This window comes from Listeria booriae, from assembly GCF_000766865.1.
In the GTDB taxonomy this organism is placed as follows: Bacteria; Bacillota; Bacilli; order Lactobacillales; family Listeriaceae; genus Listeria_A; species Listeria_A booriae.
Map to the genome: position 1 here is coordinate 191,453 of NZ_JNFA01000023.1, position 14,896 is coordinate 206,348.

Here is a 14,896-nt window from a genome sequence, read left to right on the forward strand (position 1 = left end):
GTTTCTGTCAGGGCTAAACGGGCGTGTTCAGCTTTTCGTTTTCAAAACAAAAAACCCATCCCCTAAAAAAGGGACGAGTTTATTTATCGCGGTACCACCCTTGTTGACATTGATTTTGTATCTTTGCCCACTTCGTTCCATCGTTAACGCCGACGTACGCTGTTTCTTAGTTGGCCATGTTCTGGCTGTTCGGAAAAAGAGCTCCAGAGTGATTTCTAATGTTCCATTCTATTGCTGTGCTTACACCGACCACAGCTCGCTTGAAAAATAGAATTTGGGTGGAACTTGTACTTGTCTCTATTATAGCTTCTCGATATTTAGTTCTTCTTCTACTTTCACTGGGTCAGCAGATTTTAACTCCGTCGCGTCGACTTCGTATTCCATCAGCTGTTGCCAGTCATCACTCTTAATTAAATCCATTTGTGTTTCTACTAGCAAGCGTAAACGTTCGCGGAAAACTTTCGATTGGCGTTTCAAATCTTCAATTTCAATCGCGATTTTACGTGCTTTCGATAATGAATCGCTTAAAATACGGTCGGCGTCTTTCTCTGCTTCACGTACAATTAACTTCGCTTCTTTGTCTGCATTATCAATCACTTGGTTCGCAGCTTCTTGCGCAACGATGAGTGATTTGTTCAGTGTTTCTTCGATGTTTGTGAAATGCCCTAGACGATCATCTCTGGAAGATAGTGTCTCCTCTAAGCGTTTCTTCTCTTTAATGAGTTGTTCATAATCCTTAATAATCTGATCGAGGAATTCGTTCACCTCGTCCTCTTCATAACCTCTAAAACCACGGCTAAACTCTTTGTTATGTATATCCAGCGGTGATAATGGCATGTTCAACACCTCCATATGGTCAAAGCCTAAGCAAATTCTAGGCTAGCCCTTCTATTATACCATAAAATTTGATATATACCTGTCTACTACTATAATAAAATTCCGACTTTCTCGCAAGTATTTTCGTCTTAAAAGTATAAAAATTACTTAAGATGACCGATTTCAATGCGAATCTTGTCTTTTTTCGTGTGTCCGTTGATTTCACCAAGTTTCACGCGACCAAATCCTCGAGCAGAAATAATATCTTTTTCCTCACATTCAAAATCTGGATTTTCTACCGTTTTCCAGTTCACTTTCACTAACTTCGCTTGCACGAGTTGTTTTGCTTTTTGACGAGAAATGTTATGCGCAGTTGCTACGACAAGGTCTAAACGCAAACTTGTAATCGTCGTGCTGGCGAATTCCCAGTCCAAATGAACAGGTAGCGAATCGGTCAGCGGCATTTCTTCCAACATGACATTCACTTTCCCTATTTTATCAAGTTGCAAACTAACATAGTCCTTCATTTCTGTCATCACGAAAAACTGCCACAGCTCTCCTTGTGTCAAAATGTCACCAAAAATATCGCGCTTCATTCCAAGCGACATCATCGTGCCCAAAATTTTCTGATGTGTTAGCGTCGTGAACTTCACCGGATAGCGAATATCATATAACGTAATATTAAAATCAGCGTCGGCCGGCTCATAATAGTCAGGGTAAATAAGCGCCCGTCTGCGTTCTGCATGGCTCACACCACCCCAGAATTTCACTTTTACATGCTCGTAACCACCAACAACCGTCTCTAGAATATAGCGTTGACGCGGGTCCATAAAGTCAGTCAAATGCGGCGTATACTGATCTTCGACTTGCACAATCCATTCCAAGGCCACATCAATAAACGCATGTTCTTCTGCTCTAAAATGTTGATAAATTCCTTCCATAAGCCCTTACTCCCTTTAAGTTAACTATTTCTTGCGCCACGTTAATATGGCCCCCATTTTAAATACCACTAAAAAAATACCGAAGACAAATCTACCTGATAAAACAGATAAGCTTCATTTCGGTATCCTTATTTACACAACAATCGGCAGTATATAATTATATACTAAGTACTGTAATCCAAACGTCGCCATTCGAATTGCAAAAAAGGCAATGATTGGCGATAAGTCAAGCACTCCACCAATCGGCGGAATGATTTTCCGGAACGGTGCTAAAACAGGCTCACAAATCTTGGACAAAAAGCGGCCAAATCCTGTTTCATACGCGCCTGGAAACCATGACATCAAAATATAAACGAACAGTACATACGGGAAGTAATCTAATACGACGAAAACATAATGTGCAATCTGATATGCTAAAATGTGTTACACCTCATTTACATAAAATCTTGTTCTTCCAACATCTCCGAAATCGCGCCATCAACTTCGACGTTCTCCGGTGTGCAAAGGAAAATATTATTACCGATGCGTTGGATATCTCCACCTAAAGCATACACTGTTCCGCTTAAAAAGTCTACAATACGAATAGCCTGATCGTGACTAATGCGCTGTAAATTCACAACGACTGTCTTATACTCTTTCAAGTAATCCGAAAGTTCTTGTGCTTCTGCGTAAACGCGCGGTTCTACTAATACCATTTGACTTGAAAATTGCGCACCATTCATGCTCACAACTTTATGCTCGTCTACCGCATCATTTTGATTTGTAAAATAATTTTTAGCTGTTGGTTTTTTCATCTTTTTCTCAGCGGGAACTTCACGAATGTATTGCTGTTGTGGTTTTGCTGCAACTGGCTGTTGTTCTTCTTCGTAATATTCTTCGCCTTCCTCATCTAAGAAAAAGTAAGATTTGAATTTATCTTTTAATCCCATCTGATTTACACCTCCACATTTAGTTTTCCTCTACTAAAGCTCTACCTACTCTGATAAATGTTGCGCCGTCTTCTATTGCAATCTCGAAATCGTTCGTCATTCCCATCGATAACTCATGACACGGAACGTTTGCGATTCCAAGCTTCTCTATTTCTAGTTGCAATGCTTTTAATCCTTGAAAAACGTGATGTAAAGTCTGCTCATCATCGGTGTTTGGAGCCATCGTCATTAATCCAACAATTTCGACGTGTTGATAGTTTTGTGATTGGACAAAAGCAAGCGCTTCTTCTGCGTTAAAACCGTGCTTTGTCTCTTCTTCGGAAATATTGACTTGTAAAAAACAGGCCACTTTTTCCGTTGCTCGTTTTTCAATCTCATCGGCAAGCGATTTGCGATCCAATGAGTGTAAAAAGCTTATATGTGGAAGGATGGCTCGGACTTTTCGTGTTTGCAGTGAACCGATATAATGCCAAACGATGTCGGTCTTATCCGCCAATGCTGCCACTTTTTCTGTAAAAACATCGGCACGATTTTCACCGAAATGGCGAACGCCTAAATCATATAGCTTTTCCATTGCCGCCACATCGACCGTTTTAGTTACGGCAACAAGATGGACATCACTTCTGTCGCGCCCACTTGTTTGTGCTGCTTTGGCAATCCTTGTTTCGATTTTTTGCAAATTGTCGTTATAGCTCATCTCATATCACCTAATTTTAAATAGTCTTTTTTAGCTGCGACGGTTACGATTGCGAATGAACGCTGGTACGTCAACATCTAAGTTCTGGCGTGGTTCTTCAACGTGTTGCGTTTGGCTTGGTTGCTCGTCTTGGGCTGGTGCTGCATCTTCTTTTACTGCGTAGCCTGGACGATTCACTTGGATTGCTGGGTTAGGACGACTTTGCGGTTGCGCTTTTTGTTTCGCTTGAGCTGCTTCGTCAAAACCTGTTGCGATGACTGTCACGATTAGCTCGTCTTGCAATTCATCATTGATAACAGAACCGAAAATCATGTTTACATCTTCATCTGAAGCCGAAGACACGATTTCTGCTGCTTCTTGTACTTCATACAAACTCAAATTAGAACCACCAGTAATGTTCATCAAAACGCCTTTCGCGCCGTCAATCGAAGTTTCTAGTAGTGGAGAAGAAATCGCTTTTTTAGCAGCGTCTGCCGCTCGATTTTCGCCTGTACCAATACCGATTCCCATCAATGCAGAGCCACGGTTTGTCATAATGGTTTTCACATCGGCGAAATCCAAGTTGATTAAACCAGGAACAGCAATTAAATCAGATATACCCTGAACACCTTGACGTAAAACATTGTCGGCTTCACGGAATGCTTCTAACATCGGCGTATTTTTGTCTACGATTTGTAGTAAACGGTCATTTGGAATAACGATTAATGTGTCTACTGCTTCTTTCATCGCTTCTGTACCAATCGCCGCTTGTTTCGTACGTTTCGGCCCTTCAAAACCGAATGGACGTGTGACAACGCCTACTGTTAATGCGCCCATTTCTTTTGCGATTGTCGCAATCACTGGAGCAGCACCCGTACCAGTTCCGCCACCCATACCAGCTGTAACGAATACCATATCGGCACCTTTTAATGCTTCTTCAATCATTTCGCGGCTTTCCTCAGCGGCTTTTTTACCGATTTCAGGAACAGCGCCAGCGCCTAACCCGCGTGTTAATTTCGTACCAATTTGTAAATGAACTTCGGCTTTGGATAGATTTAAAGCTTGTGCATCCGTATTGACTGCGATAAAATCAACGCCTTGGACACCATGCTCAATCATTCGGTTGACAGCATTGTTTCCGCCGCCACCGACACCAATTACTTTAATCGTTGCTAAACTTTCTGCACTCGTGTCAAACTCTAACATATTTTTTGCCTCCTAATTTTACCTTAATTACCGAAAAACACTTGCTTTCTAGTCGAAAAACGCGCCGAAGAAATTTTTCATTTTCGTGGATACTTTTTCTTCTTCTGTTTTCTTAGGTTTTTGTTTTGGCTTCTGATTGTAATTGTCTTCTGCGATTGGTTCTTCTGGAGCCGCGCCTAGGCTTCTGCCTTCTTTTTCGGCGGTTTGGTAGGCGTGTTTAATCAAACCAACTGCGGTTGTAAAACTTGGTTCGCGAACACCGATATAATCCGGAATCGCCAACCTTACATGGGCTTGAAAAACTTTACCGGCCAGATCAATCGCGCCAGGAATGGCCATCGAACCACCAGTTAGCACGTAGCCTCCTGGAAGATGTGATTTACCAACACGGTTTAATTCTTCTATCGTTAACATGAAAATCTCTTCCATGCGAGCCTCTACGATATCAGCGACTTCAAGCTGTGTGAAATGTTGTTGTTGGTCACTGCCAATGACATCAATGCCAAATGCGACATCAGAAGAAGCGTCGTCATAAAAAGCATAACCATGTTCTAATTTTACTTTTTCAGCGGTTGCTGTAGATGTGTTTAGACCAAGTGATAAATCTTTGGTAACATGATCTCCACCGACTGGCAACACGGTCGTATACGTTAACTTGCCTTGTTCAAAAACACTAATTGTTGTCGTTCCAGCACCAATATTAACGAGCGCTGTACCAAATTCTTTATCGTCTTCTGTCAATGAAATGGAGCCTTCTGCAAGGGGTTGGAGTACGATATCGGTAATTTCTAAACCAGCACGTTCAACGCAACGAAGCGTATTATGTAAGATCGTTTTTGAACCGGTAATCAACGTTCCTTCCATTTCAAGGCGCACACCTCGCATGCCTCTTGGGTCTGTTACTCCTTCTAGTCCGTCCACTACGTATTGCTCTGGGATGATACTAATGATTTCTCGTTCTGGCGACAATGGAACGACTTGCGCTGCGTCCATCACATTCCAGACATCTTCGTCGGTAATATCACGATTTTCGCTACTCACCGCGACGATTCCTTGGCAAGCTTCTAACTGCACTTGGCTAGAAACAATTCCAACAATAACTTGTGAAATATGCACTCCTACCATGCGTTCTGCTTGTTCAATTGCTTTTTTAATAGAATCCACTGTTTTATCAATGTCAATAATGACGCCACGTTTCACACCTTGTGATAGGACGTTTCCCACACCGATAATATTGAGTCTGTCGTTCGCCATCTCGGCAATAATTACTTTTACAGACGATGTTCCAATGTCTAAGCTTACGTAAATCTCGTTTTCTTCCATTTATCGGCACCTCCTTTATTTTGTTTTTACCTTTTATGTGTCTACTTGTAAAAATTTCAGTAGTAAGTTATCTATCAGTCATTTATGTTTTCAATTCATGGCGTTTGTCAGTTAAGATTCCCCTTTAGACAAACAAGATAGCAATCGTTAAAATTGCATAAAAATGTAAACTTGTTCTTACGATACCTAGTTACAGTCTACACCAAGAAACCTAGTAATAAAAGCACAAAGGATAATTTTCGGCAAATATTTTGATTTTTGTCAATTTCGCCTAAAAAAGAGGAATGTACGTTCTTGTTCTGCGGTTTTGCAGCCCGAATGAATGTTATTTTTCCCACATATTCACTTAATTCTTCTTACTGGCAGCTTTTTCTTCTTTATCCTTCAGATAGGTTCGGAAATAGGAGCCAATTTCCAAATCAATAATGCCTTTTTGGTCTGCTTTTAGTTGGGCAACGATGGACGGGTAATGCGACATTTTTTCCGCGAAGGTATTGATTGTTGCGGAGACTTCATTGCCGTCATTCATGTATAACTTGATGTGTTCGTCATCGCTTTTGGTTGGTGCGAAATGAATCTCGGAAATAGAAAGCAAGACGCCTTCTGGTAAGTCCATAAGTTGGCTCACCATGTCTTTTAGGACGGTTCCGTTTTTGAAGTTGCTAAAAATAGGATTGTTGCCGATTGGGAATTCTTTTGGCTGTGTTGTTAAAAGCTTGCCTGTTTCTAGCACGTCGTAGTATTTGCCGTCTTTTTCTTGGTAGCCGATGGTTTTATTTTCGGTGATGTGGACGCGTAATGTGTTTAGACCTTTTAGTTCGACGGTTGCTTTTTTAATTAACGGGTTTTGTTCGAGTGCGTCGGCGCTTTTTGATTTGCGCAAGCCAAACACGAATTCGTCTTGGTTGAGATTGCCTTCTTTTAGCACAGTTTGCTCGTCTACTTGTTTGTTGCCGTCCACGTAGATGCGTTGTACTTTACTGAGTGGTGACAGGAAGTACAGCGTGATTAAAATGAGAAGAACAAAGATGCTAATAATAATCGACATATGGCGAACGAGCTTCTTTTTGCGATATTTTTTTAGTTCTGGGATTCTGCTTTCGATGGATACTATTTTTTTATTCGCCATTTATTTGTCCTCCTCACTTTTGTATTATTTCGGAATGATGTCTAGGATAGCGTCTACTAGCTTGTCTGCTGCATCTGGGACGCCGAGTTGTTTTGCTTCGTATTGCATTTTTGCGAGTTTCTCTGGATTGTCCATGATGCTATCGATCACATCCAGCAAAAGATGCGGTGCGAGTGTTGCTTCGGAAATGATGACTGCTGCTTCTTTTTTCGCTAGTGATTCGGCATTTTTTTCTTGGTGATTCGCCGTGACATAGGGACTTGGGATTAAGATACTTGGAACGCCTAGTGCCGTAAATTCGGCGAGTGATGTTGCGCCAGCTCGCGATACGACTAAGGTGCTGACATTAAGTACTTTTGGCATGTCGTAGATGAAAGGCTGGACGCTAATGTTATCGTGCAAATTCATGTCCGCTAGCTTATCTTTGATTTTGTTGTAATGCACTTCGCCAGTCACGTAAAGCAATTGATACGGCCGCTTGCTGAATTTCGTCAAGTTCGCCTCCACTGCTTCGTTAATCCCACGAGCACCACGACTACCACCAAAAACAAGAACGGTCGGCTTGCCTGGTTCCAAATCAAATTCGGCTAAAACATCACCTGATTCGATACCAATCACTTCGGAAGCACGCGGATTACCGGTGAAAACAATCTTCTCAGCGGCAAACGAATCACTTACTTCTTCAAAACAAATCGCCACACGATCCGCATAACGGCTTAAAAACTTATTCGTTAAACCAGCGACACTATTTTGTTCGTGAATGACAGTCGGGATGTTCAGCTTCGCCGCGGCGTAAACGACAGGGCCACAAACATAACCACCCGTACCAATGACGGCATCCGGTCGAAAGTTGCGAATCAGTTCTTTACTTCGCGTCACACCTTTGAAAAAGCGCGTAATCGTTTTGATGTTTTCCATCGACAACGAGCGTTTAAAGCCAGTGATTTCAATCGCTTCAAAAGGAATGTTTTCGCGTCGGACAAGGTCTGACTCCAGCCCTTTTTCAGTACCGATGTAGAGGAATTCTGCTTCTGGGTCTCGTTTTTTGATCGCTCGGATTAAGGCGAGGGCCGGATAAATATGCCCTCCTGTGCCGCCTCCGCTTATGATAAATTTCATTTTTCCACCTCATCTGGTAGTTCGTCGATGGCATCCATAAAGGCGCGACCGCGAACTTCGAACGTTCGATATTGATCCCAACTCGCACATGCTGGTGATAAAAGAATAATGTTGCCGGGTTCCGATAATTCGTAGGCTAGTGGAACTGCTGCTGTAACGTCATGAACTTTATGCACGTCCACACCGGCTTCTTTTCCGACACGACCAACTTTATCTGCTGTTTCGCCAAAAACAATCAATGTTTTGACGTTTTTGAAAAATGGTTTTAGTTCGTCGAATTCGATACCGCGATCCAGTCCGCCAGCGAGTAGTACGACTGGTTTGTTAAAACCGCTAAGTGCGCTTTGTGTCGCCAAAATGTTCGTTGCTTTCGAGTCATTGTAGAACTTGCGACCGTTTAGTTCTTTGACAAACTGTGTCCGGTGCTCCACGCCTTTAAATGTTTCTAAGACGTGCATGATTTGTTCATTGCTCACTTCGCAAATTTTCGCAACGGCAATCGATGCCAAAATGTTTTCCAAATTATGCTCACCAGGAAGTAAAATATCTTCGCGCTTGCCGATAACTTCATCGTAAAACATGATGTTGCCGTCTTTGACATAAGCACCTTCCCCTAATTTCTGCGTCGGTGAGAATGGGATGACTTTGGCTTTCGTGCGTTTTGTCATGTTGCGCAGTTCGTCTTGATCCCAATTGATAACGAGAAACTCATTTTTCGTTTGGTTTTCTTGAATGCGCCATTTAGCTTTTACGTAGTCTTCGCGCGTTTTATGGTAATCGATATGTGCTTCGTAAATGTTCGTGATGACCGAGATTTTCGGGCAGAACGTGCGGATTCCCATCAGCTGGAAGGATGATAATTCCATGGCGATATATTGATCGGCAGTCGCTTTTTCGGCAACTTCTGAACCTGGGAAACCGATATTTCCGGCTAGCAATGCTTTGTTTGGTTCCATTTCGTTTAACATATGATGCACGATGGTTGTTGTTGTTGTTTTTCCGTTCGTTCCTGTGATGCCAATGATAGGTGCGTCTGAAATTTGGTAAGCAAGCTCGACTTCTGTAATAATCGGGATGAGCAGGTCTTGTGCTTTTTTAATCATTGGATTGTCATACGGGATGCCGGGATTTTTAACGACAAGTTCGAAGCCTTCATCTAGAAGTTCCACCGGATGCGAACCACAGATGACTTTAATGCCTTGTTCTAATAAGCCTTGTGCTTCTGGATTCTCGCTGAATGGCTTTTGATCGTTGACGGTAACGAATGCACCAAGCTTATGTAGCAAAGATGCTGCACTTACGCCACTTCTCGCCAAGCCCAATACAAGTACTTTGCGATGCTTATATTGAATAATGTTTTTCATTTTTACTCCCCCAGTTTTACAGTTCCCATTTTTTTAAAGAATAATTAGCAGTGCAAGAATCGCGCAAACAAGACCGGCACCCCAAAAAGTAAAGACGATACGCCATTCCGACCAGCCGATATCAACATGTTCGAAATGGTGATGAATTGGACTCATTTTAAATAATCGCTTGCCGTTTGTTACTTTGAAATAGAAGACTTGAATAATGACCGACGCTGTTTCGATAACGAAAACAAGACCGATAAGTAGCAGCATCCATTCTTGGTGTAGCATAATCGAAATCGCCGCAATAGCGCCACCGAGTGCTAAAGAACCTGTATCCCCCATGAAAATTTTCGCAGGATTCTTGTTGAAAATAAGGAAGCCTAGCATCGCCCCAACAATCGCCATACAGAACATCGCGACAACGCCTTGGTCTTGGTGATTAGCAATAATCGCAAGCGTTCCAAAAGCAATGACAGAAAGTCCGGAAACTAAGCCATCTAAACCATCTGTTAAGTTCACCGCGTTGGAAAAACCGACCATCCAGAAAATCACGAAGATAAGGAAAAACCAACCAAGATTGATTTCAATACTTGTGAACGGGATGTTAAGCGTTTCTGGATACCCGTTGAAATGATAAATAAGGTAGAACAAGACCGAAATAACAACTTGTCCTAAAAATTTTTGTTTCGATGTTAAGCCTAAGTTTTGTTTCTTAACGACTTTGATGTAATCGTCTAAGAACCCGAGTGCACCGAATAAAACAAGCGGGATAAGGAGAAGCAATGCCTCACTACCAAACCAACCACCGATGGATGCCATAATGATGAAGCTTAGAATCATCGCGATAAGAAAAACAAGTCCTCCCATCGTCGGCGTTCCTGATTTTTTTTGATGGCTTTGTGGGCCTTCTTCGCGGATGCTTTGACCAAATTTCAATCGTTGTAAAAACGGGATGAATAATGGTACCCCGACTACTGTAATAATGAAAGCCATCGCAAATGTTGTAACTATCCAATATAATGACACGCTTTTTCGCTCCTATCTCTTTGTCACAAACAAGATTATCTGTGCACTAAAATGTTTATCTTTTTGCTAAAATTGCCGCTCGGGCTTCTTTTCTATCATCAAAATCATGAACAACATCGCCAATGATTTGATATGTCTCATGCCCTTTGCCTGCAATCAAAATGACATCTTCTGGTTTTGCCGCTTCTACCGCATAAACAATCGCTTCGTGGCGTGCTTCTTTTACGGTATAATTCGCGTCTGGAACACCTGCTAACATGTCTTCGATAATTTGCGTCGGGTCCTCCGTCCTCGGATTATCAGAAGTGAATACAGGGTCAGTCGCGTATTTCACGGCAATTTGAGCCATCAATGGGCGCTTACCTTTATCCCGATCACCACCACAACCAACGACGACAAAAATACGACCTTTGGCAAATTCGCCAACCGTTTTCAAGACATTTTCTAGGCCGTCTGGTGTGTGGGCGTAATCAACAATGACTGGGAACTGTTGGCCTGCGTCCACTAATTCGAAGCGTCCAGCTACGCCAGTTACTTTTTCAAGGGAAGCAATGATTTCTGCCATCGTGTTTGGCGCCTCGTCTGTTGCATACACCGCAGCAATGGCAGCCAGTGCGTTGTAGACGTTGAATTTGCCGATAAGCTGTAGTTGTACTGGGAACGTTTCGCCTCTAAAATGAAGTTCGAATCGCGTTCCTTTACTGCTGATTTCGATATTTGCTGCTCGGAAAGTCGCCGCTTTATCAATGCCGTAAGTAAGAACGTGGGCGCTCGTTGCTTCCATCATGAAGTTTGCGTACGCATCATCGTTATTAATAACCGCCGTCTTTGTTTTACTGCTCGATTGATTGCCCAATTGGGCGAACAGTAAACTTTTGGCATGAGCGTATTCTTCCATTGTATTGTGGTAATCTAGATGGTCTTGCGACAAGTTCGTATAAACCGCCACGTCGTAATCAGAACCGTAGACGCGTCCTTGTACGAGCGCATGCGATGACACTTCCATGACTGCCGTTGTCACTTCCACATCGCGCATTTGTCGGAATGTTTTTTGCAACGTTAAGCTGTCTGGTGTCGTGTTTTTCGTTTCTAAAATTTCTGTTCCGATTTTGCGATACATCGTGCCGATAAGCCCAGTTGTCGCGCCATGGTCTGCCAAAATGAATTCAATCAAGTGGCTCACCGTTGTTTTTCCGTTCGTACCTGTGATACCAATCAAATTCATTTCTGCCGTTGGATCCCCATAAAACATCGCGGCGAGCCTTGCCATCGCTCGTTTGCCATCCTGCACTAAAACAATCGGAACCGCAACGTCGTCTAGCATGCGTTCTGCCACAATCACCGTCGCGCCACTCGCCACCGCCTTCTGCGCATAATCGTGGCCGTCCACAACTTCGCCATCCACACAAACAAATAGCGTCCCAGCCTGCACTTGCCGACTATCCTGTTCGATGGTCTTTACTTCCATATGTAGCGTATTTTCGTCGGCCTGCATGAGCTGACAATACGGAATCGCCTGTAATAACTTCTCTAATTCCATCATGAACTTCCCTTCCTTTGCCCCAACGCCAAAAAATGATAGCACCACCTTCTTAAAAATCCAAAAGGGCGTATCAAACCTACTTTGTGCGGCTGGCAAATCTTCTTCTACTATATTAGCAAAAACGCGCCACGAATACAATGCGTAGGACACAAAACACGTTGTATAAAATAAGCGCGCCCTGCAAAAAAACATAAGAGCGCGCACTATTTTCTATTGCTAATTTAATAATGCGTTTAGTCCGGTCGCTTCTTCTACGGATGTGTCTGTGGAGTCTTTTTTACTATCGTCGGCAACTGGTGCTTTATTGAAGTTTGGTATTTTGTCTGGTGTTGCTAACGTAATTGTGATTTTGGACTTATCGTTAATGACTGATCCTGCCGAAGCGCTCTGTTTTAGAACGTAGCCATTGCCTGTGACATCAAAAGGTACACCGGTGATTTCCGAGACTTTTAAGACATCGTTTTTCGCCCAGTCTCGCATGTCTGGAATCGTCATATCGCCTTCTGTCATCAAAATAACACGCTGGCCTTCTAAAATTTTCTCGCCTGGTTGTGGCAATTGTTGCACGATTTTCTTCCCATTTCCAATCACGACTGGCACTAGCTTTTTAGCCGTCAAAGCTTTTTTGGCCTCTGCTGGTGTTTTGCCTGTCACGCTGTCCATCGTCATCGTTTTTAATTTTGCCGTATCAGCGGATTTGATATTTAAATATTGTAGGCTATTTTTCATTACTGGGTTGAAAACTTCCGAGACAGCTTTGCCTCCCGTTTCGCTACCAGATAATTGCGGTTGTTGCATCGTCACATACATCACAAGCTCCGGATCGTTTGCTGGCGCCATTCCCATGAAGGAGAAAATGTAATTATTGTTCCCCGTCATGTAGCCGCCACCCTTCGGATTCGGGATTTGCGATGTGCCTGTTTTCCCGGCGATATCGTAGCCTTCAATCGCGTACAATTTCCCAGTTCCAACATCACCAGTAATAACATTGCGCAGTTCTTCGCGCGTTTGTTTCGCCGTCGCAGCACTAATCGGTTGCCCCGTCACAGTTGGTTTCGTCTCCGTAGTCTCGCCTGTATTTGGATTAACAATTTTTGACACAACGTAAGGCCGCTTCATCTTGCCATCACTCGCAATCGCCGTCGCACCTTGCAACATTTGCATCATCGAAACCGTCGTACCTTGCCCAAACACCGTTGTTACCTGCTCAATTTTATGGTCATACAAAATCTTTCCAGACGCTTCATCTGGCAAGTCGATACCCGTTTTTTGGCCGAAGCCAAAGTTTTGCAAGTACGTTTTGAATTTGTCAGGGCCCATGGCCGCAAGCAATTTCGCGAACGCAACGTTACTTGAGCGCTCCACACCTTCACGGTACGTAATCGAGCCCCAACCAACACCAGCATTATGGTCATGAATTGGAATGTTACCAACATTGTACGTTCCCGATTGGTAGTACGCATTCGGATTATACACGCCAAGATCAATCGCCGAGGCTAACGAGAAGATTTTCATAACCGATCCTGGTTCATACGTTGTTTCCACAGGCAAGTTCGCCCATTCTTTCGACAAACCTTCTTTTGTCGTCGGATTAAACGTATCACGCTGGCTCATCGCCAAAATTTCACCCGTTTTCGGATTCATCACGACCGCCATCATATTTTTCGGATTATATTTCGCATCCACCGTATTTAGCGTATCTTCCAAGAACGTCTGAATCTTCTTATCAAGCGTCAAATAAATATCGCTACCGTCCTGCGCTTTTTCAACCGCACTTTTCGTGTTCGGCAAAATGTAGCCATATTTATCCGCATCATAATTGATTTTTCCATTCTTACCCGTCAAAATCGAATTATACGCCTTCTCAATTCCCATCTTGCCAATCAACTTGGTCACGCCATCCTTACCTTCTTGTTGCTGCGCGTAACCAACTAGATGCGATGCAAACACACCGTTCGGATAAAACCGCTGCGCTTGTTTCGTGAAAATGAGACCCGGCAATTTCTCCGCCTCAATCTTATCTTTCACTTCCGCAGACAAGTTCTTCCCAGCTTTCCCAAATTCGACTTGGAATAATTTTTTTGTTTTTAATTTCTTCAACACATCGGCTTCTTTTAACGACAAGTATTTGGCTAACACTTTCGCTGTTTTTTCCTTATCTACCACGTGATGCGGCGTTTTCGTGCCTTGTGATTGTTTCGGATCAAGCACTGCCGCTAATGTATAAGAAGCAGTGTCTTTTGCAATCACTTCGCCCTTTTGATCTAAAATAGAGCCGCGATTTGCTTCAATGACACTGCTTCGTAAATGCTGTTGCGCCGCCTTGGCAGCAAGAGGAACGCCGTTGACATCGCCAACGACTTGCATGTAAAAGAAGCGTCCGATAACCGACAGAAAAATAACGCCAAAGATGATAAATAAGACAAGGGCCCCTCTTCGCATGTTTCCTACTCTTTTTTTCATTTGCCTTCCACTACTTTCACATTATCTGGATCAAGTTTCAAACCAAGTTCTTTCGCTTTTTGCCATACACGTTCGTAACGACTAAGGTCCGCCACTTCAGAAGACAAATCTTCGTTTGCTTTCACTTGTTTATCGACATTCGTTTGTTGCTCTTGAATGCCTTGATTCACACTATATATTTGCGCTTGTACACCTATAATTTTAAAAGCAAATACCGCAATCACAACAACAAAAATCGAGACAATCAACTTCTCGCCTAGCGTTATTTTGCCACGCTTTAGAATCTCTTTTTTAGGTTGTGGTTGTGGAGCTTCTCTATGTACGCGTTTTGGTTCTGCGTTTGTTTTGTAAGCTACATTATTACTCATTTACATCA

At 42.9% G+C, this 14,896-nt stretch carries 14 protein-coding genes and 1 other annotated feature; all 14 genes read right to left on the reverse strand.

Features of this window, described 5'->3' with window-relative positions:
* Positions 1 to 66: 66 nt before the first annotated feature.
* Positions 67 to 313: a binding site (T-box leader), on the reverse strand.
* Positions 301 to 837 (reverse strand): DivIVA domain-containing protein, encoded by a 537-nt coding sequence (locus tag EP57_RS08855; protein ID WP_036085903.1) that lies wholly within the window; start codon positions 835 to 837, stop codon positions 301 to 303. (Overlaps the previous feature by 13 nt.)
* A 143-nt stretch (positions 838 to 980) precedes the next feature.
* Positions 981 to 1,757, reverse strand: coding sequence for a YlmH family RNA-binding protein (locus EP57_RS08860; RefSeq protein WP_036085904.1), 777 nt, complete (start codon positions 1,755 to 1,757; stop codon positions 981 to 983).
* Between the two features lie 132 nt (positions 1,758 to 1,889).
* Positions 1,890 to 2,177 (reverse strand): YggT family protein, encoded by a 288-nt coding sequence (locus EP57_RS08865; protein ID WP_052167618.1) that lies wholly within the window; start codon positions 2,175 to 2,177, stop codon positions 1,890 to 1,892.
* Positions 2,178 to 2,191: 14 nt separating this feature from the next.
* Positions 2,192 to 2,686 (reverse strand): cell division protein SepF, encoded by a 495-nt coding sequence (locus EP57_RS08870; RefSeq protein ID WP_036085906.1) that lies wholly within the window; start codon positions 2,684 to 2,686, stop codon positions 2,192 to 2,194.
* 19 nt (positions 2,687 to 2,705) lie between these two features.
* Positions 2,706 to 3,383, reverse strand: a complete 678-nt coding sequence (locus EP57_RS08875; protein WP_036085907.1) for a YggS family pyridoxal phosphate-dependent enzyme — start codon at positions 3,381 to 3,383, stop codon at positions 2,706 to 2,708.
* A gap of 30 nt (positions 3,384 to 3,413) precedes the next feature.
* A complete protein-coding gene (ftsZ, locus tag EP57_RS08880; RefSeq protein WP_036085908.1) occupies positions 3,414 to 4,568 on the reverse strand; it encodes a cell division protein FtsZ in 1,155 nt (384 codons plus the stop codon).
* Positions 4,569 to 4,616: 48 nt separating this feature from the next.
* Positions 4,617 to 5,891, reverse strand: a complete 1,275-nt coding sequence (gene ftsA / locus EP57_RS08885) for a cell division protein FtsA (protein WP_036085909.1) — start codon at positions 5,889 to 5,891, stop codon at positions 4,617 to 4,619.
* Between the two features lie 346 nt (positions 5,892 to 6,237).
* Positions 6,238 to 7,020 (reverse strand): cell division protein FtsQ/DivIB, encoded by a 783-nt coding sequence (locus EP57_RS08890; protein ID WP_036085910.1) that lies wholly within the window; start codon positions 7,018 to 7,020, stop codon positions 6,238 to 6,240.
* Positions 7,021 to 7,044: 24 nt separating this feature from the next.
* The gene (murG, locus tag EP57_RS08895) at positions 7,045 to 8,139 is read right to left on the reverse strand and encodes an undecaprenyldiphospho-muramoylpentapeptide beta-N-acetylglucosaminyltransferase (protein ID WP_036085911.1); all 1,095 of its coding nucleotides are present in this window, start codon (positions 8,137 to 8,139) and stop codon (positions 7,045 to 7,047) included.
* Positions 8,136 to 9,503, reverse strand: coding sequence for a UDP-N-acetylmuramoyl-L-alanine--D-glutamate ligase (gene murD / locus EP57_RS08900; protein WP_036085912.1), 1,368 nt, complete (start codon positions 9,501 to 9,503; stop codon positions 8,136 to 8,138). The genes murG and murD overlap by 4 nt, the downstream gene beginning before the upstream one ends.
* Positions 9,504 to 9,536: 33 nt before the next feature.
* Positions 9,537 to 10,514, reverse strand: a complete 978-nt coding sequence (gene mraY, locus EP57_RS08905; RefSeq protein WP_036085913.1) for a phospho-N-acetylmuramoyl-pentapeptide-transferase — start codon at positions 10,512 to 10,514, stop codon at positions 9,537 to 9,539.
* A 55-nt stretch (positions 10,515 to 10,569) separates the two neighbouring features.
* Positions 10,570 to 12,054 (reverse strand): UDP-N-acetylmuramoyl-L-alanyl-D-glutamate--2,6-diaminopimelate ligase, encoded by a 1,485-nt coding sequence (locus tag EP57_RS08910; RefSeq protein WP_036086198.1) that lies wholly within the window; start codon positions 12,052 to 12,054, stop codon positions 10,570 to 10,572.
* A gap of 219 nt (positions 12,055 to 12,273) precedes the next feature.
* Positions 12,274 to 14,520: a penicillin-binding protein gene (locus EP57_RS08915; RefSeq protein ID WP_036085914.1), complete on the reverse strand. Its 2,247-nt coding sequence runs from the start codon at positions 14,518 to 14,520 to the stop codon at positions 12,274 to 12,276.
* Complete coding sequence (gene ftsL, locus EP57_RS08920) at positions 14,517 to 14,888, reverse strand: cell division protein FtsL (RefSeq protein WP_036085915.1); 372 nt, start codon at positions 14,886 to 14,888, stop codon at positions 14,517 to 14,519. Before ftsL ends, EP57_RS08915 begins: the two co-directional genes overlap by 4 nt.
* Between the last annotated feature and the right edge of the window lie 8 nt (positions 14,889 to 14,896).